At 62.1% G+C, this 24701-nt stretch carries 29 protein-coding genes and 1 pseudogene; 7 read left to right on the top strand and 23 right to left on the bottom strand.

The genetic code is table 11. The annotated features are described in order from the left end of the window. Positions 1-11: 11 nt before the first annotated feature. The 6 genes from frr to ACCO56_RS12890 all read right to left on the bottom strand — a co-directional run bounded on the left by frr (position 12) and on the right by ACCO56_RS12890 (position 4874). Entirely contained in the window at positions 12-572 is a 561-nt protein-coding gene (gene frr / locus ACCO56_RS12915) for a ribosome recycling factor (protein ID WP_433641161.1), read from the bottom strand. Between the two features lie 146 nt (positions 573-718). After that, positions 719-1438: a UMP kinase gene (gene pyrH / locus ACCO56_RS12910; RefSeq protein ID WP_433641160.1), complete on the bottom strand. Its 720-nt coding sequence runs from the start codon at positions 1436-1438 to the stop codon at positions 719-721. A gap of 148 nt (positions 1439-1586) precedes the next feature. Next, positions 1587-2510: a translation elongation factor Ts gene (gene tsf, locus ACCO56_RS12905; RefSeq protein ID WP_433641159.1), complete on the bottom strand. Its 924-nt coding sequence runs from the start codon at positions 2508-2510 to the stop codon at positions 1587-1589. Positions 2511-2632: 122 nt separating this feature from the next. Beyond that, entirely contained in the window at positions 2633-3415 is a 783-nt protein-coding gene (gene rpsB, locus ACCO56_RS12900; RefSeq protein WP_433641158.1) for a 30S ribosomal protein S2, read from the bottom strand. A gap of 314 nt (positions 3416-3729) precedes the next feature. After that, positions 3730-4023 (bottom strand): DUF4031 domain-containing protein, encoded by a 294-nt coding sequence (locus ACCO56_RS12895; protein WP_433641157.1) that lies wholly within the window; start codon positions 4021-4023, stop codon positions 3730-3732. Positions 4024-4049: 26 nt separating this feature from the next. Then, positions 4050-4874 (bottom strand): cell envelope integrity EipB family protein, encoded by an 825-nt coding sequence (locus tag ACCO56_RS12890; RefSeq protein ID WP_433641156.1) that lies wholly within the window; start codon positions 4872-4874, stop codon positions 4050-4052. Positions 4875-5013: 139 nt separating this feature from the next. Between ACCO56_RS12890 and ACCO56_RS12885 the strand changes: the two genes are divergently transcribed. From ACCO56_RS12885 to ACCO56_RS12870, 4 genes are all read left to right on the top strand, one after another. Continuing rightward, positions 5014-5478 (top strand): RidA family protein, encoded by a 465-nt coding sequence (locus tag ACCO56_RS12885; protein ID WP_433641155.1) that lies wholly within the window; start codon positions 5014-5016, stop codon positions 5476-5478. Between the two features lie 6 nt (positions 5479-5484). Further along, positions 5485-6207, top strand: a complete 723-nt coding sequence (locus tag ACCO56_RS12880) for a glycerophosphodiester phosphodiesterase (RefSeq protein WP_433641154.1) — start codon at positions 5485-5487, stop codon at positions 6205-6207. 51 nt (positions 6208-6258) lie between these two features. Continuing rightward, positions 6259-7461: a GNAT family N-acetyltransferase gene (locus ACCO56_RS12875; RefSeq protein ID WP_433641153.1), complete on the top strand. Its 1203-nt coding sequence runs from the start codon at positions 6259-6261 to the stop codon at positions 7459-7461. Positions 7462-7585: 124 nt separating this feature from the next. Continuing rightward, positions 7586-8017 carry an HIT family protein gene (locus ACCO56_RS12870; RefSeq protein ID WP_433641512.1) on the top strand — a complete coding sequence of 144 codons (432 nt, stop codon included), beginning with the start codon at positions 7586-7588 and terminating at the stop codon, positions 8015-8017. A 15-nt stretch (positions 8018-8032) separates the two neighbouring features. On the opposite strand, the gene ACCO56_RS12865 is transcribed toward ACCO56_RS12870, so the two are convergent. From ACCO56_RS12865 to ACCO56_RS12845, 5 genes are all read right to left on the bottom strand, one after another. Then, positions 8033-8383: an AzlD domain-containing protein gene (locus tag ACCO56_RS12865; RefSeq protein ID WP_433641152.1), complete on the bottom strand. Its 351-nt coding sequence runs from the start codon at positions 8381-8383 to the stop codon at positions 8033-8035. After that, on the bottom strand, positions 8380-9120 hold the full coding sequence (locus ACCO56_RS12860; RefSeq protein WP_433641151.1) for an AzlC family ABC transporter permease: 741 nt from the start codon (positions 9118-9120) through the stop codon (positions 8380-8382). Before ACCO56_RS12860 ends, ACCO56_RS12865 begins: the two co-directional genes overlap by 4 nt. A 114-nt stretch (positions 9121-9234) precedes the next feature. After that, entirely contained in the window at positions 9235-11691 is a 2457-nt protein-coding gene (clpA, locus tag ACCO56_RS12855) for an ATP-dependent Clp protease ATP-binding subunit ClpA (protein ID WP_433641150.1), read from the bottom strand. An 8-nt stretch (positions 11692-11699) separates the two neighbouring features. Beyond that, positions 11700-12050 (bottom strand): ATP-dependent Clp protease adapter ClpS, encoded by a 351-nt coding sequence (gene clpS, locus ACCO56_RS12850; RefSeq protein ID WP_433641511.1) that lies wholly within the window; start codon positions 12048-12050, stop codon positions 11700-11702. 231 nt (positions 12051-12281) lie between these two features. After that, complete coding sequence (locus ACCO56_RS12845) at positions 12282-12611, bottom strand: phasin family protein (protein WP_433641149.1); 330 nt, start codon at positions 12609-12611, stop codon at positions 12282-12284. Positions 12612-12909: 298 nt separating this feature from the next. Between ACCO56_RS12845 and ACCO56_RS12840 the strand changes: the two genes are divergently transcribed. Continuing rightward, positions 12910-14271: an SPOR domain-containing protein gene (locus ACCO56_RS12840; RefSeq protein WP_433641510.1), complete on the top strand. Its 1362-nt coding sequence runs from the start codon at positions 12910-12912 to the stop codon at positions 14269-14271. Between the two features lie 50 nt (positions 14272-14321). On the opposite strand, the gene ACCO56_RS12835 is transcribed toward ACCO56_RS12840, so the two are convergent. The 5 genes from ACCO56_RS12835 to ACCO56_RS12815 form a co-directional block, all read right to left on the bottom strand. Beyond that, positions 14322-15017, bottom strand: a complete 696-nt coding sequence (locus ACCO56_RS12835) for a DnaJ domain-containing protein (protein ID WP_433641148.1) — start codon at positions 15015-15017, stop codon at positions 14322-14324. Continuing rightward, positions 15017-15751, bottom strand: coding sequence for a VWA domain-containing protein (locus ACCO56_RS12830; protein WP_433641147.1), 735 nt, complete (start codon positions 15749-15751; stop codon positions 15017-15019). Before ACCO56_RS12830 ends, ACCO56_RS12835 begins: the two co-directional genes overlap by 1 nt. Positions 15752-15812: 61 nt before the next feature. Beyond that, complete coding sequence (locus ACCO56_RS12825; RefSeq protein ID WP_433641146.1) at positions 15813-16250, bottom strand: DUF1489 family protein; 438 nt, start codon at positions 16248-16250, stop codon at positions 15813-15815. A 61-nt stretch (positions 16251-16311) separates the two neighbouring features. Next, a complete protein-coding gene (locus ACCO56_RS12820) occupies positions 16312-17718 on the bottom strand; it encodes an L-serine ammonia-lyase (RefSeq protein ID WP_433641145.1) in 1407 nt (468 codons plus the stop codon). A 161-nt stretch (positions 17719-17879) separates the two neighbouring features. Continuing rightward, complete coding sequence (locus tag ACCO56_RS12815) at positions 17880-18143, bottom strand: hypothetical protein (protein ID WP_433641144.1); 264 nt, start codon at positions 18141-18143, stop codon at positions 17880-17882. A 146-nt stretch (positions 18144-18289) separates the two neighbouring features. Between ACCO56_RS12815 and ACCO56_RS12810 the strand changes: the two genes are divergently transcribed. Beyond that, positions 18290-19009, top strand: coding sequence for a DUF599 domain-containing protein (locus ACCO56_RS12810; protein ID WP_433641143.1), 720 nt, complete (start codon positions 18290-18292; stop codon positions 19007-19009). Here the strand turns inward: ACCO56_RS12810 and ACCO56_RS12805 are convergent. The 5 genes from ACCO56_RS12805 to ACCO56_RS12785 all read right to left on the bottom strand — a co-directional run bounded on the left by ACCO56_RS12805 (position 18985) and on the right by ACCO56_RS12785 (position 22999). Further along, positions 18985-19782 carry a YdcF family protein gene (locus ACCO56_RS12805; RefSeq protein ID WP_433641142.1) on the bottom strand — a complete coding sequence of 266 codons (798 nt, stop codon included), beginning with the start codon at positions 19780-19782 and terminating at the stop codon, positions 18985-18987. The genes ACCO56_RS12810 and ACCO56_RS12805 overlap by 25 nt on opposite strands. Positions 19783-19851: 69 nt before the next feature. After that, positions 19852-21423 carry an amidase gene (locus tag ACCO56_RS12800; RefSeq protein WP_433641141.1) on the bottom strand — a complete coding sequence of 524 codons (1572 nt, stop codon included), beginning with the start codon at positions 21421-21423 and terminating at the stop codon, positions 19852-19854. Between the two features lie 11 nt (positions 21424-21434). Beyond that, entirely contained in the window at positions 21435-21905 is a 471-nt protein-coding gene (locus tag ACCO56_RS12795) for a GNAT family N-acetyltransferase (RefSeq protein ID WP_433641140.1), read from the bottom strand. 3 nt (positions 21906-21908) lie between these two features. After that, positions 21909-22196, bottom strand: coding sequence for an Asp-tRNA(Asn)/Glu-tRNA(Gln) amidotransferase subunit GatC (gatC, locus tag ACCO56_RS12790; RefSeq protein ID WP_433641139.1), 288 nt, complete (start codon positions 22194-22196; stop codon positions 21909-21911). Between the two features lie 95 nt (positions 22197-22291). Next, positions 22292-22999 carry a metal-dependent hydrolase gene (locus tag ACCO56_RS12785; RefSeq protein ID WP_433641138.1) on the bottom strand — a complete coding sequence of 236 codons (708 nt, stop codon included), beginning with the start codon at positions 22997-22999 and terminating at the stop codon, positions 22292-22294. Positions 23000-23066: 67 nt separating this feature from the next. Here ACCO56_RS12785 and ruvX point away from each other — a divergent pair, with 67 nt between their 5' ends. Beyond that, on the top strand, positions 23067-23546 hold the full coding sequence (gene ruvX, locus ACCO56_RS12780; protein WP_433641137.1) for a Holliday junction resolvase RuvX: 480 nt from the start codon (positions 23067-23069) through the stop codon (positions 23544-23546). Here the strand turns inward: ruvX and ACCO56_RS12775 are convergent. Further along, positions 23547-23837 (bottom strand): annotated as a pseudogene (locus tag ACCO56_RS12775) (DUF6105 family protein); the annotation flags it as partial. Positions 23838-23993: 156 nt separating this feature from the next. Beyond that, the gene (locus ACCO56_RS12770) at positions 23994-24635 is read right to left on the bottom strand and encodes a glutathione S-transferase N-terminal domain-containing protein (protein WP_433641136.1); all 642 of its coding nucleotides are present in this window, start codon (positions 24633-24635) and stop codon (positions 23994-23996) included. Positions 24636-24701: the final 66 nt, after the last annotated feature.

Genomic DNA, 24701 nt, shown 5'->3' with positions numbered 1-24701 from the left:
CGACCGCGCGGTCAGACGTGCATGATCTCAGCTTCCTTCTCGGCCAGCATGCTGTCGATCTGCGCGATCTTCTCGTCTGTCAGCTTTTGGACCCGGTCGGACTGGGTCCGGGATTCGTCCTGGCTGATTTCCCCGTCCTTTTCCGCTTTCTTGATATGCTCCATGCCATCGCGGCGCACATGCCGCGCCGCGACGCGCGCATGTTCGGCATATTGATGCGCAATCTTGACCAACTCCTTGCGGCGCTGCTCGTTGAGCTCGGGCAAGGGAATGCGCAGCGTCGTGCCGTCGACGATTGGATTGAAGCCGAGATTGGATTCGCGGATTGCGCGATCGACCGCGCCGACCAATTGCTTGTCCCAGACCGAAACCGAGAGCATGCGTGGTTCCGGGACAGAAACCGTCGCCACCTGGTTGATCGGCATCGGCGACCCGTAGGCCTGGACCTGGATCGGATCAAGAAGGTTACTGGAGGCGCGTCCCGTCCGGAGCGAAGCCAGATCGTGCTGGAAAGCGGTGATGGCACCGTCCATACGTCTCTGCAAATCCTTGAAGTCAGCCCCGTTGCTCATCTTGATATCTCCTTCCGGCCGCTACTCAATACGTTTTGCGCTCGGCCCGCGTTCCAATTGATGGCACCAGCGCCCTGGAACTTCAAATCCAATCTCTCGAGATTCACGGCGCCATCGTCTCTGGTGCGCGTTTCCTGGCCGCCATGCTAGTCTGCGACGACTGTACAGTGTCCGCCGCCCCTCAATATCTCGCCGAAGCCGCCCGCTTCGTGAATCGAGTAGACGATTATCGGAATGTGGTTTTCCCGTGCAAGTGCAATCGCGGCGGTATCCATGATCGACAAGCCCCGGACCAGCACTTCCTCATGGGTGATGCGGTCGTAGCGAACTGCGTCGGGATCCTTCTTCGGGTCGCTGGAATACACACCGTCGACCTGGGTCCCCTTGAAAAGGGCGTCGGCGCCGATCTCGGCCGCCCGCAAGGCGGCCGCCGAATCCGTGGTGAAGAACGGGTTGCCCGTGCCCCCGGCGAAAATAACCACCTTACCGGCATTCATGTAGGCCGTGGCCTGCCGCTGGGAGAAGCTCTCGCAAAGTTCCGGCATGGCGATGGCCGAGAGCACGACGGCATCGACGCCGATCTTGACCAGGGACGTGCGTAGCGCCAGCGAGTTTATGACCGTCGCCAACATGCCCATATGGTCTCCGGTCACCCGGTCGCCTCCTTTGGAAGCCACCGCGACGCCACGGAAGATGTTGCCGCCGCCGATCACGACCCCCACCTCCACGCCGAGCGACCGCGCTTCGGCGATATCGGCGGCGATGCGATCGACCACCGACACGTCGATGCCGAAATGCTGGTCACCCATCAGCGCCTCGCCCGACGCTTTCAACAGGACACGTCGGTAAAGGGGTTTCGCCGTCATTGATTCCTCGTCGGTTCTGGTCAGGAGCGGTCGACGCGGAGAGGTCCGCATGCCGAAGATCCGCGCAGATCGGCCCTGCGATACACGAAGGGCGCCCCCATGTCACGGGGCGCCCTTCATTGTCCGCTGGGAAGCGCTTGATGCAGCGTTACTTTTTAACCGCGGCCGCAACCTCCGCGGCGAAGTCGGACTCTTCCTTCTCGATGCCTTCGCCGAGTGCGAAACGCACATAGCCGGCGATCTTGGCCGGAGCGCCGATCTCCTTCTCGGCCGCCTTCAGCGCGGCTTCGACGGTGAGGTCGGGGTTGAGCACGAAGGCCTGCTTGAGGAGCACGACTTCCTCGTAGAACTTGCGCAGGCGGCCTTCCACCATCTTCTCGATGATGTTCTCGGGCTTGCCCGACTGGCGCGCCTGGTCGGAGAAGATGTCCTTTTCGCGTGCGATCACGGTCGGGTCGATTTCCTCGGCGGTCAGCGCGAGCGGATTGGTCGCTGCGACATGCATCGCGACCTGGCGCCCGAAGGCGCGCGCGGCATCCGCGTTGCCCGCCGTCTCGACGGCAACCAGAACACCCATCTTCCCAAGGTTGTCGGCGGCGGCGTTATGGACGTAGGTCGCCACGGCGCCGGCGGAAACGGACAGCTTTGCCGAACGACGGAAGCTCATGTTCTCGCCGATCGTGCCGACCGCATCCTTGATCGTCTCGGTGACGCTTTTGCCTGTGCCGGGATAGGCAGCCTCGCCGACCTTCTCGGTAGAGCCGTCGGTCGCGAGCGCCAGCTGGGCCACGTTGCGTACGATCTCCTGGAAGGCAGCGTTGCGAGCGACGAAGTCCGTCTCGGAATTGACTTCGACAACAACGGCGCTCGTTGCGTCGGCGGCGACGCCGACCAAACCCTCGGCCGCGGTGCGGCCGGCCTTCTTGTCGGCCTTGGCGATACCCTTCTTGCGCAGCCAGTCGACGGCCGCCTCCATATCGCCGTTGGTTTCGGCAAGGGCGGCCTTGCAGTCCATCATGCCCGCGCCGGTCATGTCGCGGAGCTGTTTTACCTGTGCAGCGGAAATGCTCATCTTCGCCTCTTTGTGTCTAAACGAACCAGCGCACCACCGAATGTTCGATGATGCGCCGGCGATAGGCGCGGGAATATCGCGCCAGGTCCAAGATAGTCTGAAGGTCCCCGGACCTTCGCGGATCAGGCGCCGGCCTGGTCGTCCGCCGGAGTCTCCTCGAGCGCCGGCTCCACCGGGGCCTCGACCGACTCGCCGATGTCGACGCCGAGGGCTCCCTGCTGGCGGGCGATGCCGTCGATGGCCGCCTTGGCGACGAGATCGCAATAGAGCGCAATGGCGCGCTGCGCATCGTCGTTGCCCGGAATCGGATAGTCGACCTTGTCCGGATCGCAGTTCGAATCGATGACGGCCACGACCGGAATGCCGAGCCGCTTGGCTTCCTGGATGGCGATCGCTTCCTTGTTGGTATCGATCACGAACATCAGGTCGGGCGTAGAGCCCATGTCCTTGATGCCGCCCAGGGCGCGGTCGAGCTTTTCACGCTCGCGTTCGAGGTTCAGGCGCTCCTTCTTGGTGAAGCCCTGAGCTTCACCAGCGAGAAGCTCGTCGAGCTTACGCAGGCGTTGAATCGAATTCGAGATCGTCTTCCAGTTGGTCAGCATGCCGCCGAGCCAGCGGGAGTTGACGTAGTACTGGGCCGAGCGCTGCGCGGCATCGGCAACGATCTCCGACGCCTGGCGCTTGGTGCCGACGAAAAGCACGCGACCACCCCGGGCCACGACGTCAGACACCTGCTTCAGCGCCTGGTGAAGCAGCGGAACCGTCTGCGAGAGATCGATGACGTGAATGTTGTTGCGGGCGCCGTAGATGTAGGGCGCCATCTTCGGGTTCCAGCGATGGGTCTGGTGGCCGAAGTGAACGCCAGCTTCCAAAAGCTGGCGCATGCTGAAATCTGGCAGAGCCATTCTAGCTTTCCTTTCCGGTTGAACCTCCACGGACGCTTGACGTGGCGGATCGGTCCGCTACGCCACCGGAGGTTCCGTCGGATTTCTCCCGCGCGGCAACCCATGTCCGTGTGTGGAATGGTCGGCCATATAGAGGCTGGGCGGCGCAAATGCAAGCGTTCGCGGAACGAATGAAGGTAAGCGTCGGGCAACGAATGCCCGGCTCACCGTGAAGCGATCAACGCTCCCGTCTTTATCATCGCCCCGTCAGCCACCCGATTGACCATCTATGCGGGCTTCGATTCCGAAGAAATGGGCTACAAATGCCGTAGCTGTCATGCCTCGACCTCCCCCGGGGCTTTCACGCGACGCGGAACGCGCACGCGCCGAAAGACCTGCACGATCTCCGCGCGACCACACGGTACGGCGCCAAGCCGCAAGGCTCGGTCACGTTCAAGGCCGGTGATGTCGTAATGGGGGGCCGAGGTCTTAGGAGGCCCTTGATAGCTCGAACGATGGACGCCGAGCCGTGCCGCGAAGCGGTGCAATTCGGCAATGTCGTCGGCCATCAGGTGGCACCATCGACGGCCGGCCCAATGCCAGATCGCATCATCGACGTAAACGGCCATGGAATCCCGGCTTTCCGAACGCGATCTCAGTCGCAGGGCTTCGGCGCGTCGAAAAGAGAAAGGTTCACAAGCTTCCCTCGCATCGAGAAATCGCCGTAGTCCATCAGGAGATCGCGGGTGACGCCGTTCTCATGGAGCTTGAAGGAAATCCGGTATTCCGGCACCTCTTCGCCATCGGTGTCGCTGGACAGGTCGAAATAAGCGATCTCGACCGGCCAATATGGCGCCGGCGCAAGCTTGTTCATCGCCGGCAGTTCCGGATCGTTTTGGGGTGACGCCCCCTGCTTCCCAACCACGACCGTGGTGGTCATGACGCGATCGGCGTCTTCCGAGCCATCGAAGAGCGTGGTTTCGTAAAAGGTTTCGCCCTTTTTGGCCTTGTCGATCAACTCGATCAGGTGGTGCGTCGGAAACTGGGTGCTGTCGAGTTGAAGCGTCTGCTTTTCCGGTTTGTCGAGGTCCACTTTCAGGCCGGACGACTCCAGCCTTGCCGAGCCCTTCACCTCGCTATCCAGGCTGCGCTCGACGAATGACTTCGTCACGAAATCGAAGGTTTTGCCTTCTCCGTCCTCGAAGGTGGTTGTCTGCTGGTCGGTCATCCGCGACAAGTCGCGCGTGTCGATCTTGGTGACGAAACGGAAGTTCACCGTATAACCTTCGCAGGGGGAACCGTTGAACTCGTACACCATCCGCCCGGCGAGGCCCGTGATCCCCGAACGATCGGACGCATTGTCGAGCACGAGGTCGTAGACGGCCCGGTGCGGCGCCAGAAGCTGGGCGGACAGCGCTGGCCCGGTCCCAAGGAGCGGGGAAGAGGCAAGGGCGACGTAAGCAAGGCGCATGAAGCGCATCGGCAAAACTCCAGAAGTGCGGCCGCAGGCAGCCGCGATAGGCGGATAGGCCACAATAAAAAAACTCGTGGCGGAAGCGAGGCAAAAATAGCAACTTCCCGGCATCGAGACACTCCCATACAGAAATGAGGACCAGACTATGGGCGATACAATCGAACAACGGCTCGCCGATCTCGGCGTCGCGCTGCCGGCAGCCGCTGCGCCGGCCGCGAACTATGTGCCCTATTCCCGTACAGGCAATCTGGTGATGACTGCGGGCCAATTGCCGCTGAGGGACGGCAAGCTTTCAGCGACAGGTCTATTGGGGCAGGACCTCGATGTGGCCACAGGCCAGGAGGCCGCGAAATACTGCGCGATCAACATATTGGCGCAGGCCAAGGCGGCCATCGGCGACCTCGCAAGGATCAAGCGCATCGTGAAGATCACTGTTTTCGTCGCTTCGGCTCCAGGGTTTGTCGAACAGCATCTGGTGGCTAATGGCGCCTCGGACTTTCTCGTGGCCGTGCTCGGCGACAATGGCAAACATGCGCGCTCGGCAGTCGGCACGGCGGCGCTGCCGCTCAACGCTCCGGTCGAGATCGAAGCCGTCATCGAGGTCGAGTGACCGCTCATGAGCAATATCTCCTGGCTGACCCGGCATCCGATCGCCCATCGCGGCTTCCATGATCTGAACAGGAGCCGTTGGGAGAACACGCTTTCGGCCTTCGCGGCGGCGGTCGAGCGTGGCTACGCCATCGAATGCGATGTGCATCTGACGCTCGATGGCGAAGTCGTCGTCTTTCACGACAACGACCTCGCGCGCCTCACCGGAACCGAAGGTTTCGTGTGGCAGAGGACTGCCGCGGAGTTCGCCGCCCTGCGGGTGGGCGGAACCGCTGATCATGTGCCGACGCTTGCCGAGCTTCTGGCACTGGTCCGCGGGCGCGTGCCCCTGATCATCGAGCTGAAGGGGATTCCCGGCAAGGATAACGGGCTGGTGGGCAAGGTGGCGCAAGCGCTCAGGTCCTATTCGGGCAAGGTCGCGATCATGTCCTTCGATCACTGGCTTATCAGGCAGTTTCCAGGCCAGGCTTCAGGCATTCCCGCCGGCCTCACGGCTTCGGGCGACCGGCCGCACGAGATCGAGGCGCATTTTTCCATGCTGGGCCACGGCATCTCGTTCGTATCCTACAGCGTCGTCCACCTGCCCAATCCATTCATCAGCTTCGTCCGCCACAGGTTGAAGATGCCAGTCATCACCTGGACCGTGCGCGATCAGCAAATGGTCGACAAGACCTTTGCCCAGGCCGACCAGATGACGTTCGAAGGGTTCGAACCGCCGCTCGTCGCATGAAGGTGAACGCGGCGCCCTTGCGCATTCCCGACCGAGGCGTAAGTAAGCGGCATGGGTAACGGGACCGAAGCGGCACAAAGAAATGCGGATGGCGCTCACGCCATCCGCATCGCCACAAGCATAGGCGCATTCAGTCGGGAAGAATGGGAAAGCCTTGGAGGTACTTCGCGCAAAACGCAAGGAGAACCTTTCAACCCATTCCTTTCCTTTGGTTTTCTTACATCTCTAGAAGATTCTGCATGCGCCACGGCGAAAACCGGCTGGCAAGGCAACCATTTGCGGCTCGAAACAGAGAATGGCCGGTTGCTCGGCGCCGTTCCTTGCTACGCGAAGTCGCATAGCCAGGGCGAGTATGTTTTCGACCACGGCTGGGCCGACGCCTTCGAACGGGCCGGCGGCCGTTACTATCCCAAGCTCCAGTCCTCGGTGCCCTTCACGCCGGTCACGGGGCCGCGCCTTCTCACCGCAGGAAACGCAGAAGCAAACCGGGCCGCCCTTGCTGCCGGCCTCAAGGCCGTGACTGACCGGCTCGGCGTCTCCTCCGCCCACGTTACCTTCGTCCAGCAATCGGACATGACCGCTCTGGAAGCTGCTGGCTATCTGCGGCGTGCAGACCAGCAATTTCATTTCCTCAATGATGGTTATGGCAGCTATGACGAATTTCTCGCCACGCTCGCCTCACGAAAGCGCAAGGCGCTCAAGGCCGAACGGCGCAAGGCGTTGGCGGATGGCATCTCGATCGAGTGGCTGACGGGCAGCGACATCACGGAAGCGACCTGGGACGACTTCTTCGCGTTCTACATGGATACCGGCGGACGCAAATGGGGTCGTCCCTATCTCAATCGGCGCTTTTTCTCGCTCATCGGCGAGCGTATGGCGGACGACATCCTCCTGGTCATGGCCAAGCGCAACGGACGCTATATTGCCGGCGCCATAAACTTCATCGGCTCGGATACGCTTTACGGCCGCAACTGGGGCTGCATCGAAGACCACCCGTTTCTGCATTTCGAGGTCTGCTATCATCAGGCAATCGATTTCGCGATCGCCCGGAAGCTGAAGACGGTGGAAGCCGGCGCCCAGGGCGAACATAAGCTCGCCCGCGGCTATCTTCCGGTCACCGTGCAGTCGGCGCATTACATCGCCCATCCCGGGCTGAAGCGGGCGGTAGCCGAGTATCTGGAGCATGAGAGGCGGGAGGTGGCGCGCATGGGCGCTTATCTCCAGGAACACGGACCATTTCGCAAAGGTGATTGAGCGCTTCTTCCAGGCGAAACATCGACCCACGCCTTGACGCTTCGTGCCGCAACGGGGAAACATGCACCCCGAATTAGAGCGGTCCCTTCGGGAAGCGCCGGTGACGAAACGCAACGAGGAAACAATGACCGCGGCCTACGACCCGAACAACGCCTTCGCGAAGATCCTGCGCGGTGAACTGCCGGCCTACAAGCTCTACGAGGATGGGGACACCTTCGCCTTCATGGACATCATGCCGCGCGGCGACGGCCACTGCCTGGTGATTCCCAAGAAGCCGGCCCGCAACATCCTCGACGTGGAACCGGAGAGCCTCGCCGCGGTCTGTCTCACCACTCAGAAGCTGGCGCGGGCCGTCGTGAAAGCGTTCTCCGCCGAGGGCGTGACCGTTCAGCAATTCAACGAACAGGCCGGAGGCCAGGTCGTCTTCCATCTGCACGTCCACATCCTGCCGCGTTTCGAAGGCGTGGCGCTGCGTCCTCATACCGGCCAGATGGAGAAACCGGAGGTGCTTGCCGCCAACGCCGACAAGATCAGGGCCGCCTTGGCCGAAGCCTGAGCCAACGGTTGGCGATCAGCCGCCCAGGGCAAGACCTGCAATCAGCACCGCTTCCGCCACGCAGATTCCGAGCAGGATCCTTTTCCCGAGGAAAAAGTAGGCCAGAAATCCCAACGCCGCGGCACCGGCCCGCAGCGCGAGCGAACTCGACGCAAGCGCGCCGGTAGGAAAGGCGATCAAATTGCCGATGACCGCGGCAACCAGCGCGGTCGCCATTGCTCGGACGAGCACGAGAAGGTTGGAATCATCAGCGATGCGACCGCCCAAATAGACGCCGAGGAACCGCCAGCTATCGGTCGCCAGCCAGCCGGCAATGAGAATGAAAACATAAGGCCACCACCAGGCGTCGATGCCCTCGAAGGTCATGTGCGCTTTCTCCGATGCGAGAGGCGATGGAGGCCGTATGCCGCTCCGCCACCGATCATTCCAGCGGCCAGCAGTTCGAATCCGGGCAGGACCATATGGAAGAGGGGCCCGAGCACGAGGCCAAGGATCATGGCGACGTGCCCTGCCCTTTCCCGCGCCGATCCCCATAACGACGTCAGGAAATACATCGGCGTGAGCATCAGGAGCGCGGCGGAAACCGTGGGCGGCAAGCTTTCGGCAACCAGGAAGACGACCGCCGTGACGGCCATATTGAAGGCGACCAGTGTTACACCGAGCCCGGCGTAAAAGGTCGTGCGCATGGTTCGGGGAACGCCGCGGAGCTGCTCCATGGCAAGCACCCATGACGTCACGGCCACGAAATGTGAAAGCGGATAGAGCACCCAGTTCGGCGTGCGGGGGCCGCGCATCTCCGGCACCAGCGCAACCACCATCGGCATCAGCCGAACGGAAGACAACGCTACCGCGAAAGCGGCCGCCCAGACCGTGCCGCCCGACAGGACGGCGCCGATCAGAACCACCTTGCCAGGCAGGGCCCACACGACGGCGACCATGAAGACGGTTTCCGCAAGGGTGAAACCGGCCTCCTTGGCAAGTCCGGCAAAGCCGACAAACGCACTGGCTAGGATAAGCCCGGGAATAGAAACAGCGGCCCAAATCCCGCGCAGGAACCAGGTCCGGCGCAGGTTGAAGGTCGGTTGAGCGTTGGCTTCCTGCATCGGGGCGCGATTAGCACGGGGCGGCCGACGAGTCAGCGCTTCGGTCCGATTGGACCAATCAAAAGCGAAAGGGCCTCGTCACCGAGGCCCTTTCGCTCGTTTCCCTCGAGGTGCTTACCCCTTGCGCGGGAGCTGCGGCACAAGGCTGCGTTTCGCGCCTCCCTTGCCGGCCGGTTTCGGCTTCTGCGCCACTGCTTTCTTGGCCGGCTTCTTGGCCCTGCGCGGCGCGGGATCCTTCTTCGGCTCTTCCTTCTTGGGCTTCACCGGGATCTCGTCGGCGATGGTTTCGAGCTTGAGGCCCGTCTCGCCGCTCTCCTTGTTCTCGACCGTCACGCGAACCGTGCCGCCCTTCTTCAGCTTGCCGAAGAGCACTTCTTCCGCCAACGGCTTCTTGATATGCTCCTGTATCACCCGGCCGAGCGGCCGTGCGCCCATGCGCTCGTCGTAGCCCTTGTCGGCGAGCCAGGCGACTGCTTCCGGCGACAGGTCGAAGGTGACGCCACGCTCGGACAGCTGGGCCTCGAGCTGCATGACGAACTTCTGCACGACCTGGTGGACCACCGGGATCGGAAGCGAGCCGAACGGAATGATGGCGTCGAGACGATTGCGGAACTCCGGCGTGAACAGCCGGTTGATCGCCTCCATATCGTCACCTTCGCGTTTGGACGAGCCGAAGCCGATCGCGGCCTTGGCCATGTCGGCCGCGCCCGCATTCGTGGTCATGATCAGGATCACGTTGCGGAAGTCGATCTGCTTGCCGTTGTGGTCCGTCAGCTTGCCATGATCCATGACCTGCAGAAGGATGTTGAACAGGTCGGGATGCGCCTTCTCGATCTCGTCGAGCAGGAGCACGCAATGCGGATGCTGGTCGACACCGTCGGTCAGCAACCCACCCTGGTCGAATCCCACATAGCCGGGAGGCGCGCCGATCAGCCGGCTGACCGTGTGGCGCTCCATATATTCCGACATGTCGAAGCGCAGCAGCTCGACACCGAGCGACGCGGCAAGCTGCTTGGCGACTTCCGTCTTGCCGACGCCCGTCGGCCCCGAGAACAGGTAGCAGCCGATCGGCTTCTCCGGCTCCCGCAGTCCGGCACGCGCCAGTTTGATCGCGGAAGCGAGCGCGCTGATGGCGGTGTCCTGGCCATACACGACCCGTCTCAGCTCGTTCTCCAATCCGGCGAGCACCTTCTCGTCGTCGGCCGATACCGTCTTCGGCGGGATGCGCGCCATGGTGGCGATCGTCGCTTCGATCTCCTTCACGCTGATCGTCTTCTTGCGCCGGCCTTCGGGCAGGAGCATTTGCGAGGCACCGGTCTCGTCGATCACGTCGATTGCCTTGTCGGGCAGCTTGCGATCGCTGATGTAGCGAGCCGAAAGCTCGACCGCCGCCTTGATGGCGTCGTTTGTGTAGCGAACCTTGTGGAAGTCCTCGTAATAGGGCTTCAGGCCCTTCATGATCTCGATCGCGTCGTCGACCGACGGCTCGTTGACGTCGATCTTCTGGAAGCGACGCACCAGAGCCCGATCCTTCTCGAAGAACTGGCGGAACTCCTTGTAGGTGGTCGAGCCGATGCAGCGAATCGTCCCCGAGGAGAGCGCAGGTTTCAGCAAGTTGGATGCGTCCATCGCGCCGCCGGAGGTCGCTCCGGCTCCGATGACGGTATGGATCTCGTCGATGAACAGAACCGCGCCCGGATATTCCTCGAGTTCCTTCACGACCTGCTTCAGACGCTCCTCGAAGTCGCCACGATAGCGTGTGCCGGCAAGCAAGGTGCCCATGTCGAGCGCGAAGATCGTGGCGCCGGCAAGCACTTCCGGAACATCGCCCTCGACGATCCTCTTGGCGAGGCCCTCGGCGATCGCGGTTTTGCCCACGCCGGGATCGCCGACGTAGAGCGGGTTGTTCTTCGAACGACGGCACAGCACCTGAATGGTACGGCCGATCTCGGATGCGCGACCGATCAACGGGTCGATACGGCCGGACTTGGCCTTCTGGTTGAGATTGATGCAATAGGCGCTCAGCGCGTCCTGCTGCTTCTTCTTGCCGTTTTCATCCGAGGAATCGCCACTGCCCTGTCCGGCCTGATCGTCCTCGGCGCCCCGCGGCGTCCGGCTTTCGCTGGCGCCCGGACGCTTGGCGATGCCGTGCGAAATGTAGTTGACCGCATCGTAGCGGGTCATCTGTTGTTCCTGGAGGAAATAGGCCGCATGACTCTCGCGCTCGGCGAAGATCGCGACGAGCACGTTGGCCCCCGAAACCTCCTCGCGGCCGGACGATTGGACATGGATGACCGCGCGCTGGATCACTCGCTGGAAGCCCGCTGTAGGCTTGGAATCCTCGTCATAGCCGGTGACGAGATTGTCGAGTTCGGTGTCGATGTAAGTCAGTACGGTCTGCTTCAACTCGTCGAGATCGACGTTGCAGGCACGCATGACCGCCGACGCGTCATTGTCGTCGATCAGCGCGAGCAGAAGGTGCTCGAGCGTGGCGTATTCATGATGACGTTCATTGGCGAAAGTGAGTGCCTGATGTAACGCCTTTTCGAGGCCCTGCGAGAAAGCCGGCATTCAATACCTCACTTCTTCTCCATCACGCATTGCAGCGGATGCTGGTGCTGGCGGGCGAAGTCCATGACTTGCGTCACTTTGGTCTCCGCCACTTCGAATGTATAGACCCCGCATTCGCCCACGCCGTGATTGTGAACGTGAAGCATGATGCGGGTCGCTGCCTCCCTGTCCTTCTGGAAGAAGCGCTCCAGCACGTGGACCACGAATTCCATCGGAGTATAGTCGTCGTTCAGGATCAGGACGCGGTACAGACTTGGTTTTTTCGTCTTTGTCCTGGTGCGCGTTATGACCGCGGTGCCTCGGCCGACAGTGTTGTTGCCGTCGTCGCCATTCTGCATCCGTACCATACCAGCATGCATGGCCAACCCGCCGATCGTCAAAGCGCTTTCCTTGTCGCCGAATCCCTTCCCGGTCTCGACATGTAGGTGCTCATAGCCAGATTTTAAGACCTTCTTTCTCGCTGACAATATGGCCCTTTCGGGTAGGGGCCAAATTTTCAGGCTCTGATCATCCAAGAGTGAAGCGGGAACAAAAAAGGACCCGGCCGCAGTTATGCAGCCGGGTCCTTTTGCGAAGCTTGTGATGAGCCGCTATTTCGCCTTGGCGACCACGGCCTCAAACGGCTTGTAGGCATCCTTGGCGACCTCTGCGTAAAGCTCGCCCAGCTTTGTCGCCTCGGCGACGAAACTTTCATAGGCCTGCTTGGCATAATCGGTCTGGACCTCGAAGGCCTTGTCCAGCGTCTTGGCGGAAATCAGCTTTTCGACGGCGGCGCTACCGGCCTCGAACGACTTCTTGGTGTACTCGCTGGTCTCGACGGCAATCGCCTGCACGCTTTTGGACAGAGAGGCAAAGCTCTTCAGGCTGGCGTCCAGGTATTCCTTGCCAACCTTGTTGGCCTCTTCAAACGGCTGCGTCATCAGTGAACCTTTTCCAGTTCGACGGGGAGCGGAGCACGCACATCTTTGTGCGTTGCAGCCTTTTTATTGTGCGTCGCACAAAAAGTCAATGGCTGCTGCCGCAGCGGCAGTGATGGCCAATCGCTAAGAAGCGGCGAAAATTAACCGAAACCTCACCGGAAACCGTCAACATCCTGGTTACCATAAACGGATTGGTAAGATTGATTGCCTAAGGGTTTTCGAATGCGAGGCCGGATCCTTTGCCGTGCCTCGGGGATGCAACGAAAACTCAAAGGATGTAACAGTGCGTCAGGCGTCGCTGGCTCGTCACCCTATCCTCACCTTATTTCGCCCGAAAACCTGGGCCGGCGCTTTGCTGGCGGTTGCGATCGGCTTGACATCCGTCGCGCCAGCTGTGGCCAATTCGCGCTATGCGGCGATCGTCGTCGATGCCAACACCGGCAAGACGCTGTTTTCCGCGAATGCGGATGCCGAGCGCTACCCCGCATCCCTGACCAAGATGATGACCCTTTATCTGGTCTTCGAGGCAATGGAGTCGGGCAAGCTCAAGAAGTCGACGCGCATTCCCTTCTCGGCCAACGCCTCGGCGAAGCCTCCCACGAAGCTCGGTGTGAAGCCGGGCAACTCGGTAACGGCCGAAACCATCATCTACGCGCTCGTCACGAAATCGGCCAATGACGCCGCCGCAGCCATCGCGGAATATCTCGGCGGCTCCGAGGAAGGTTTTGCCCGGATCATGACGAGCAAGGCGCGCAAGCTCGGCATGGGCGATACGGTCTTCAAGAACGCGTCCGGCCTGCCCAATTCCGCGCAGCATTCGACGGCCCGCGACATGGCGACGCTCGGTATCGCGCTGCGTGAGCACTTCCCGCAGTATTACGACTATTTCTCGACCCGATCCTTCACCTTCGGTCGTCAACGCATGGGCAACCACAACAAGCTGCTGGGACGCATCGAAGGCGTGGATGGCATCAAGACCGGTTACACCAACGCCTCGGGCTTCAATCTGGTCTCGTCGGTGAAGTCAGGCGATCGCAAGATCGTCGCCGTTGTCATGGGGGGGGTGAGTGGCCGCTCCCGCGACAATCATATGGCGGAGCTGATCAAGAAGTATCTGCCCAAAGCGTCTGGCCGCGACGGTGGCGACCTGATTGCGCGCAGTGCACCGGCCGAGATCCGCGCCGATACGCCGGTGAAGGCCATTGCCGCCGCCATGCTGCCGAAGAAGAACGCGCCCACGCCCGACGCGCGTCCCGCCGCCGAAGGGGTTCAGATCGCATCGCTCGACGCCGGGGCACCCACGCCGTCGAGGCGTATCGCGGAGGCATTCGGCGACGTGGCGCCGGTCGAGCAGGGTTATGCCGGCTCCACACCTTCCACCGTCGATCCGGTCAAGACGGCATCGACCGCTCGAGCTGGTTGGGTGGTCCAGATTGCTTCCTCGCCGAGCGACGAGGAAGCAAAGGCAGCACTCGCCAAGGCCAGCAAGCGAGCGCCCCGCATCCTTGCCGAGGCCGCCGGCTTCACCGTCCCCTTCGAGAAGGGCGGTGTCACTTACTACCGCGCCCGCTTCGGCGGCTTCGAAACGAAGACCGCCGCATGGGATGCTTGCGGCGCCCTGAAGAAGCAGAAGATCGCCTGCTACGCGGTCCAGCAATAACGGATGAGGCGATCTCACCCATCTCCCGGGAAGTATCAGTCGAAGGAGAATCAGTCGTGATCGGAGAGAAGGACGTCCTTGGCTTCGTTGATGCGCGCCGCCAGGAAAGACGAGCCCCCCAGATCGGGGTGCAGGCGTTGCATCAGGCGGCGGTGCGCCTTGCGGACGTCCGCCGTGGAGGCGCCCGCTTCAAGACCAAGGATCTTGTAGGCCTCCTCCTTAGTCATGGTGCCCGCACCTGGCGCAGTTCGCTGCCTTTCGCCAACACCCGCCTCAGCGTCGTGGCGCCAGACGGGAAAACGGCCGTCAAGATACGTCTCAAGTAGGCGGCGGCTTTCGTCGTCGCCGGCGAGTTCGGCACGCAGGTCGAGTAGGTCAGGCATCGACATCTGGCCGAGCGCCTTTCCCGCGTACTTGCCGGCCAGCACCGTCCCGTCCAGCCCACCGGTGTCGTGGTCGAGTTCCATTTCGAGCGTCGTCGTCCGGACGGACGAACGTTTGCCCGGTGTCTTGCGCAGGCTCTGGTATTTTCGCTGGTATGTGTACCATGCCAGCGCGCCGGAAATGAGCATGCCGCCGACCGCCGCGCGCCCGACCAGCATCAGGATGACACCGGCGCCGCCCACGAGGATCGGCCCCGCCTTGCGAAGCGCGCCGGCAAGATGCGCCGCGTCGACCCGAACCAAGCCGAGCGCCAGCAAGCCAAGCATCAGCAGAACCGCGACCAAATAGAAGGCGGCGGTCATTACGTCCCACTGCCCCGTAGATTCTCAATCAGGAGCCGATCCTCCGGACGCCCGCGCGCCGCGAGCGCTTTCCGACCACCGGTGGCAAAGAGAGCAACCGCCGAAAGAAGACGCGCCAGCGTGGCGGCGGCGTTGCGGTCGAAGCGAAACCATGCCCCCTTGGACAGTCTCGCTATCTCACGAAACGCGCGCTCCACGCTCGCGTCAGCCCCTTCCTGAAAGAGGAAGACCGGCACGCCATGCAGGCCCAGCCTGCCCGCCTTCTCGGCGAGATCGTCGATTTCCTCCTCCATGGCGTCCCCGATAAAGACGACCGCGTTCACTTTCTGTCTCGCGGTTTCTTTGAGAGCGTGGGAAAGAACTTTGCCGATCTGCGTATGGCCGCCCCGGCAGTCGATACGCACCATGAGATTCTTGAGGGCTTCGGTGTCGCTCACGAACCGCGAGGCCTTGCATTCCCCAAGGCCTCGAAAATAGACGAGTTGAACCGAGAGCTTGCCGGGCGGGCTGCCGGCCGCGTCGAACATTTCTCCCTGGAGCCGGCATGCCAGGTCCCATGTCGGCTGGCGGCTCATCGTCGCGTCGAGCGCCAGGATGAGCCTGCCCCCTGCATCAGAGCCCCCTTGCAGTGCCCTTGCCTGGGCAAGGAAGGCTTCGACCTCGTAGGCCCCGGATCTGGGCTTTGTCGGGACCGCTCCCGGCTTTTTCGGAACAGACGGCGACTTCTCGTTCATGCAGACGAAGATGTGCCCTCGCCGCTTCGCTGACAAGGGGTGCGCCGGTGTTGCGCCTCCGTCAAAGCAGGCCGAGTTCAGCAAGCTCCTGCCGAAGTCTGGGTGGCATCTCCACCAGGCCGGCCCTGCCCTTGCCGAGATCGGCGGGCGCGTCTTCCTGTTTCAGGTAGCGCCAACCTTGAAACGCGCGGCGTGGTTGCCATTCCGTTCGCACGACGACCGGATCGAGGATCAGATGGCATCGACCGATTCCCTCATCGTCGGTAAAAGGCCGTATCTCGGTGATCAACTGCCGGCATTGAACGCTGCCCTTGATGACCCAGTAGAGCGATCCGCCGCTGGTGATCTCGGCGCCACGTGTCGGCACCATCCGGGTAGTATGATATTGCTCGACCGGCTCTCCGGCGCGCCGACGCTCGTCGAGCCGGAAAGCGATCCATTCTTCCAGGTCTTCGACGCTGTCGCAGCCGACGCAGAGTTTTATGAGATTGAGAGCCATTCGCGAAAATTAGCCACCGCGACGGAAGCATTCAATGGCCGGCCCGGTTTTGCACAGGCCTTCAGCATTCCACCACATTCACAGCGAGCCCGCCGAGGCTTGTCTCCTTGTATTTCTCGTTCATGTCGAGGCCCGTCTGGCGCATGGTCTCGACGGCGGCGTCGAGCGGCACGAAATGCTTCCCATCGCCCTTCACGGCGAGGGACGCCGCAGTAACGGCCTTCACCGCACCCAGCGCATTGCGTTCGATGCAAGGTACCTGAACGAGCCCACCGATCGGATCGCATGTCATGCCGAGATGATGCTCCAGCGCGATCTCTGCAGCGTTCTCGACCTGCTCGGGGGTGCCGCCCATGACAGCGCACAGTCCGGCCGCCGCCATGGCCGATGCCGAGCCCACCTCGCCCTGGCAACCGACTTCCGCGCCTGAGATCGAGGCGTTGTGCTTGATGATGCCGCCTATGGCCGCAGCGGTCAGAAGGAAGTCGCGGATCGACTCCTGGTCCGCTTCGACATGAAAGTGCAGCCAATAACGCATGACGGCCGGAACGACGCCCGCCGCGCCATTGGTCGGCGCGGTCACCACCCGCCCGCCAGCGGCGTTCTCCTCATTGACGGCCATGGCGTAGATCGAGAGCCAGTCATTGGCGAGGAGAGGGTTCGGGCGGTTGGTCCGCCATTCTTCCTGCAGCTTGTCATGCAACTGCCGGGCGCGGCGGCGCACCTTCAAGCCGCCCGGCATGATCCCGTCCTGCGACAGGCCGCGGTCGATGCAGGCGCGCATCGCCTCCCAGATCCGGTCGAGGCCGGCATCCAGTTCCTCGCGGGACATGTGCCGCTCCTCATTGGCGCGCTTCATGGCGGCGATCGAAAGCCCGCTGTTCGCAGCCATCGTCAGCATCTGCATGGCGTTACCGAACGGATAGGGCACGGGCTTTCCCGCCCCCTTACGCAGCGGGCCCTCCGCCTTCATGTGTTGAAGCTCCTCATCGGAGACCACGAAGCCGCCGCCGGTCGAATAATAAATTCGGCGCAGAAGCAGTCTGTCGTCGGCATCGAAGGCGCAGAACGCCATGCCATTGGCATGGCCCGGCAGCGGCGCCTTCTTGTCCAGCACGAGATCTGTCGCGGGATCGAAGCGGTAGGCGGGATGACCTGGGGGCGAAACGCTCTTTTCCCCCTTGATCCTGTCGACGATCGCATCCGCCTTGTCGGGATCGACGGTAACGGGCGTTTCGCCGGCAAGCCCCAGGATCACGGCCCGGTCGGTTCCGTGCCCGATGCCGGTGAAAGCGAGCGAGCCGTGCAGGCTTGCGCTGAGACGCGCAACCTTGGCCGCCGCGGGCCGAGGCCATTCGCCGGAGAGAAGCTCTTCGAGGAAACGCGAGGCGGCGGTCATGGGCCCCATCGTGTGAGAACTCGACGGACCGATGCCAATCTTGAAAAGATCGAAAACCGAAAGAAACAATGTCAGGCTCCCGGATTGCGCTGATGCTGCCGCCTTTCCGCGTGCCGGCGCTATGCGCGCGCCGACTTCGCCTGATCCCGGCGCGACATCTTCGTTTGCCATATAGCCAAACAAAAAGGCGCGGTGAAGCCACCGCGCCTGCGGGAATGTTCGCGGAAGGATCAGCCGGCCGTTGCCAGCACCGCTGCGGATTCCGAGCCACCGACCAGCCATGCGAGCAGAATGATGCCCGCAAACCCGATCACTGCCTTGGCCGTGAGGCCCCAGCAGGATTTATTCACGCTGTCTTCCATGATTTCCTTTTGTCCGTTCATCAGCCGGGAAACCTTGCCGCGATCGGCCTGTTCCGACCCTAAACCGGGGCGATGAATACGCCGTTCCCGCGGCCGTCGCAACCGCAAAAAAGGCAAAAGCTGGGCGGGCATTTGCAGTCGAGCCGATCGCCTTGTAGTGAATTGAGTAAAATCAATAGCTTGTCGGCATACTTTTATATACGAATCATCAATCCTTGAGGCGCAACCATGGCAGCTACGGCAACCCTCCGAGCACCGCGTTCGTGCTACACAGGAGCATGGCCGATTCCTTCCCCCTGACGACGCCTGACCTCGCAGCCCTGGTATTCTTTCTTGCGGTGTGGGTTCTCTATGCGCAGTCGATCGAAGGTCGGCTGTTTTCCCGGGAATCCTTGACATCTGTCATGAACCGGCAGCGCGAAGCCTGGATGCATACCATGGCCCAACGCGAACTCAGGATGATCGACACCAGCATCATGATCGGCCTGCAGCAAGGCACAGCGTTCTTCGCTTCGACATCGCTCATTGCTCTGGGCGGATGCCTTGCGCTTTTGCAACAGGCTGACAAGGTGCTTGTCGTGCTGGCCGACCTGCCGCTGCTCGACAGCCCTGCACGCGGCCTGTTCGAGTTCAAAGTGCTGGGCCTGACGGTGCTGCTCGCCTACTCTTTCTTCAAATTCGCGTGGTCGTATCGGCTTTTCAACTATTGCTCGATTCTCGTCGGTGCCGTGCCGCTGCTGCGCCAAGAGCACGACCAGGGCGAGCAGATCGAGCTTGCCGTGCGGCGTGCCGCGCGCATGAACATCCTCGCTGGCAAGCACTTCAATACTGGTCTGCGCGGCATCTTTTTCGCTATCGGCTATCTGGGCTGGCTCATCGGTCCGCTGGTCTTCGCCATAGCGACACTGCTTGTGCTCGGCGTTCTCGTCAGGCGGCAATATTTCTCGGCCGCCCGGCAGGCGGTGCTGGAGCCTCAGGCGGGCCCAGGCAAAAGCTGATCGATGCGACCCGTCAGCCAATAGGCGAGAAGGCCGATCCACTCGCGGATGCCCAGTGTCGTATTCTGAAGCGAATCGATCGCATTGTCGACGAAGAAACCGTAGCCCTCGTCGCCTGCGGTGCGATAGTCGACGGGCCATGGCACGACGGCAAAACCGGCCTTGCGGAACAGGCCGACTGAACGGGGCATATGGAATGCCGACGTGACCAGAAGCCACGTTTCTCCCGACTGAGGCTTTGCAAGTTCCCGGGAAAATCGAGCGTTCTCGTCCGTATTGCGCGACTTGTTTTCCAGGATCAGGCGCTCGGGCGCGACACCCAGCGCCGAGAGCAGGCGCGGCGCAGTGTCGGCGTCGCTCTCGCCGGTGAGCAGCAATTCGCCGGAACCTCCCGACACCAGGATGCGTGCATCGGGAAAGCGTCGTGCCAAGATGGCAGTCTCGACGAACCGATCACCCGAGCTGTTCAGCTCGTAACCGCCGCGAGACCTGTTGATGCTGCCCTCCAGTCCGCCGCCCAAAACCACGATGCCGGCGACATTCTCCGGCGATACTTCCGGCCTGGCAAACCTGTCCTCGAGCGGAGCGAGCAGGTTGGCGCCCAGTGAGGACCAGACGGACAGGCCAAGCAGCAGGGCGGCCGCCGAGACCAGAGAGTAGCCCACCCGACGCCATGCGCAGGCACAAGCCACGAGTCCGACGACGACGAGCAGCAGCGTCAGGTTGACGGGCTGGGCGACGAACCAGAAGACCTTAGAGATCACGAAGAACATGTGCCCTCCGGCGCCACCATGTCATCTGAACTGCCGCTCGAACGAAGGCAGCGCGGAATGAATGAGCCGTCAGGACCACCAGTTCTCCGGCTCGAAGCGGCCGGCGGCCTGCTCCACGACATGGGCGGTCCGGAACAGCGTCTCCTCGTCGAAGGGCCGTCCAATGAGCTGCAGGCCGAGCGGCAGGCCGTTGCCGTCGAGCCCGGCGGGAACCGCGATACCAGGTAGGCCGGCCATGTTCACGGTGACGGTGAAGATGTCGTTCAGATACATCTTGACCGGATCGGCATTCATGTCCTGGTCGGCAACGCCGAAGGCGGCGGACGGCGTGGCCGGCGTCAGAATGACGTCGACGCCGGCGTCAAAGACTTCCTCGAAATCGCGCTTGATGAGCGTGCGGACCTTCTGCGCCTGCAGGTAGTAGGCGTCGTAATAACCGGCCGAGAGCACATAGGTGCCGATCATCACGCGCCGCTTGACCTCACGGCCGAAGCCGGCGGCGCGGGTCCTTTCGTACATGTCGACAATATCCTTGCCGGGCACACGCAGCCCATATCGGACCCCGTCATAGCGAGCGAGATTCGACGACGCTTCCGCCGGCGCGACGATATAGTAGGCCGGGAGAGCGTATTTGGTATGGGGGAGCGATATGTCGACGATCTCCGCGCCCGCGTCCTTCAGCCAGGCGATACCCTTGCGCCACAGCGCCTCGATTTCCTCGGGCATGCCATCGACCCGATATTCCTTGGGAATGCCGACCTTCATGCCCTTTATCGACTGGCCGAGCGCCGCCTCGTAGTCCGGCACGGGCCGGTCGACCGAGGTTGTGTCCTTCGGATCGACCGATGCCATGGATTTCAGCAGGATTGCCGCATCACGCACATCACGGGCGATGGGACCGGCCTGGTCGAGCGAGGATGCGAAAGCGACGGTGCCCCAGCGCGAGCAGCGTCCATAGGTCGGCTTGATGCCGACGGTGCCGGTAAAGGCAGCCGGCTGGCGGATCGAGCCGCCTGTATCCGTGGCCGTCGCGCCGGCGCAGAGAAAAGCGGAGACGGCGGCGGCCGAGCCGCCGGACGAGCCGCCGGGCACGAGTTGGGCATTGTCGACGATGCGCGCCTCACGCGCGGCCTCGCCGTCGGAAACGAAACCGCCCTCGCCCGCATGTGGCGAAGGCGTCACCGCCGTCGTCGCGCGCGAACGGCGCCAGGGATTGATCACCGGGCCGTAATATGAGGTTTCATTCGACGAGCCCATGGCGAACTCGTCCATGTTCAGCTTGCCGAGCATTACGGCACCATCGGCCCACAGATTGGCGGTGACGGTCGATTCGTAGCGCGGCTTGAAGCCGTCGAGCACATGGCTGCACGCCTGTGTGTGCACTCCCTCCGTCGCGAACAGGTCTTTGATGCCGAGCGGAATGCCTTCGAGCGCTCCAGCCTCGCCTTGCGCCAGCCGTGCATCCGACGCCTTGGCCATCTCCCGGGCCTTATCATGCGTAACCGTGACATAGGCGTTGATCACCGGATTGGCGCGGTCGATCGCGCCGAGATAGGCTTCCGTCAACTCGGTTGACGTGATTTCCTTGGCGCGCAGCTTCGTGCGCGCGGCTGCTATGGTGAGTTTCGTCAAATCGGTCATAAGCAATCCGTTCAGGCCGCTTCGGCCATCAAAGGCTTTTCGTAGAACACCGACCATTGCGAAGCCGGATAGTCGAGCACCGGCCCGCAACGCGTGAAGCCGGCCCGTTCATAGACGGCCCAGGCGGCGGGGTGGCGGTCGCCTGTTTCGAGCACCAGTCGGGTGAGGCTCTCGGCCCGGGCAAGATCCTCGATACGCGTCACGATCGCCGCACCGATCTTCCTGCCGCGATGCGACGGCCGGGTGTACATGCGCTTGACCTCGCCAATGCTGTCTTGGTGGCGCTTCAAGGCACCGCACGCGACCGCCTCGCCATCGTCGCGCGCCACAAACACGGTCGTGTCCGGCTCAGCCATTTCCTCCACCGTCATGTGGAAGCAGAACTCTGGCGGGGTAAGCTCGAGCAGGGCGGCGTTCAGTTCGTCGATCAGCGCACGGATATCGTCCTGCAGCGGGCTTTCAGCGGTGACCGCTATGGACATCGCCTACTCCACCACCTTGGGCACGAGGAAGAAGTTCTCCTCGGTTGCCGGCGCGTTGGCGACAATGTCGGCGGCCTTATTGCCGTCGGTGACGGCGTCCTGGCGCTTCTTCATCTCCATGGGGATGACCGAGGTCATTGGTTCCACGCCGGCCACATCGACTTCATTCAACTGTTCGACGAAGCCGAGAATGGCGTTGAGCTCGCCGGTCATGCGCTCGGCATCCTCCGGCGTTACGGCAATGCGGGCGAGGCGCGCGACGCGCCGGACGGTTTCGATGTCGACGGACATGGCTGCTCCGGGAAAGGCAAGCTCGCGCTATAACGGTGCGGCCGGCCAAGCGCAACATCGAGATGATGCCAGCCCGCCGCAAAACGAGACCATCCTCAGAGCTCGAAGGCCTCGCCTACCTTGGGCTGCGCAACCCGAGCGGCCGATCCCTCCATGCCGACGACGAACTTTTCCGCTGTCTGATCGATGATGCCGAAAGACGCGTAGTGGCACGGAATGACGGTTTCGAAATTGAAGAAACGGCGACACGCCAGGGCCGCCACCGCTCCGCCCATGGTGAAGCGGTCGCCGATCGGGACCATGCCGATCCGCGGTTCGTGCAACTCGTTGATGAGCGCCATGTCCGAGAAAATATCGGTATCGCCCATGTGATAGAGCGTCGGCTCCTCCGGAAAATGCAGGACGAGCCCGGCGGGGTTGCCGAGATAGGTATTCGAACCGCCCTCGCCCGGCATGGAAGATGAATGCAGCGCCTGCACGAAAGTCGTGGTGAAACCGCCGCAGTCGACCGTACCGCCATGATTGCCCGGATTGATCTTCTGGTCGCTGACGCCCTTGCCGACGAGATACATGCAAAGCTCGAAATTGGCGACCAGCATGGCGCCGGTCTTTTGGAGGATCGCCAAGGAATCCCCGACATGGTCGCTGTGCCCATGCGTCAGGAGCACATGGGTCACCCCCTCGGCCGGCTCTTCCCAGCTCTTGCCCCATGAGGGGTTGCCGGTAAGAAACGGATCGATCAGGATCTTCGCTCCGGCCGCTTCAACGCGGAAGGCGGAATGACCGTACCAGGTGATCTTCATCAAAAGTCTCCTCGATTTCATGTCGCGTGGAGGATAGAACCACCCCCAGCCAAATCAATGGGAAGGAATGCTTTTGCCGATCATCGCCGTCGAAGATCTGCCCCGTCATCTCACACGCGGCCAAACAATCGCCGGGCTCGACCTTGGCGACAAGACGATCGGCTTGGCGATCTCGGACGCCGGACTTTCCCTTGCCAACCCGCGGCCGGTGATCGTCCGCAAGAAGTTCTCGTTGGACGCAGCTACCTTGCTGGAACTCATCGGGAAGGAAAACACCGGGGCCGTGGCTATCGGCCTGCCGATCAACATGGATGGCAGCGAAGGACCGCGAGCGCAGGCTTCCCGTGCTTTCGTGCGCAACATGGCCAGATTCAGCGATCTGCCGTTCGCCTTTTGGGACGAAAGGCTGTCAACCGTGGCGGCCGAGCGGGCGCTTGTAGAGATGGATGTTTCCCGCAAGAAGCGCGCCGGCCGCATCGATTCCGCGGCCGCCGCCTTCATCCTTCAGGGCGTTCTCGACCGGCTGCAAAGTCTGCGCGGCGACTGACGGGCCGATTTGTCTGCCACGGACGCGTCGCCCCCACGCGGCGAGTTCGCGGCGGCGGCGGAAGGCCCAAATCGCTCCGATCAGCAGCGTATCGAGAACACAGGCCCTGGCAACGAGCCCGGGTATGATGGTGGGATCAATGCCAAGCATCTCCCCATAAAGCTCGAAAACGAGGTCGTGGGCGCCCCTGCTCAACATGACATAGCCGAAATGCATGTCGTTCAGGGACAGGAAGTACCATCCCCAGAACAGCACAAGCGGCGTCGCCCAGGCTGCGAAGATGTACTTCATCGCCACGCACCGGGAACAGTGAGGAAATCAGGAAAGGACCCCATTGGCGGACAGTGGCCGGTGCTCGTCCTGCCCGCAATCGAAACCATTTATTAAGGTTAATGGAGTGCGCGTGCCGGTGCGTCGCGCGCGAGGTGCAGCTTCTCATAGGGGGCTTCACCTCCCGTGAGCATTGATACCCTCCGCCGCGATTGCCGCAGCAACGGAGGGCCGTTGCAGAAGTGGTTCGGCAAACGAAGCGTATCGCGGAAACGCCGTCGCTACGTCGATACCGATCCCGTTCCCCCAGCGATAGAAGACAAGCAGGAAGGCATCGACCGCGGTAAAGTTCTGCCCGGTCGAGTAGGTGCTCGAGAGCCGGCGGTCGATCGTCTCGAAGCAATCGGCGATGGTTCGGCGCGCCTTGGTCCTGATATTCTCGAATACCGCAGGATCGTCGGAAAAGCGTTGCGGACGCCACAACCCTCCGAAACCCTGGCCATGCACGGTTCCAGACAGCCAGTTCATCCACTCGTAGGCCCGGACCCTGTCGAGATCGGTTCGCCCCATCAGGCATTTGTCAGGCGCCAGGTTCGAGATAGCCGTGGCGATAGCAGGGAGTTCCGTGATCACCTCCCCGTCCAGCATCAGGACCGGCACGCGGTTCTTGGGATTGAGGCGCGTGAACTCCTCGGTCAGGTGCGCGCCTTCCGGGATCGACGTCTTTACCGCCTCGAAGGCCGCGCCGATCTCATGCAGCAGGATGTGAGGCGCAAGCGAGCACGCCCCCGGCGAAAACCACAATCTTAGCTCGGGCATAATGTAGCGCTCCGATTAACAATTAGGTAGACTGACATACCTATCAGACGGAACTGCTGTGTCAAA

This window comes from Mesorhizobium sp. 1B3, assembly GCF_050958605.1.
Taxonomy (GTDB): domain Bacteria; phylum Pseudomonadota; class Alphaproteobacteria; order Rhizobiales; family Rhizobiaceae.
Note: the sequence above shows the minus strand (reverse complement) of the source record. Positions and strands in the feature narration are given on the sequence as shown.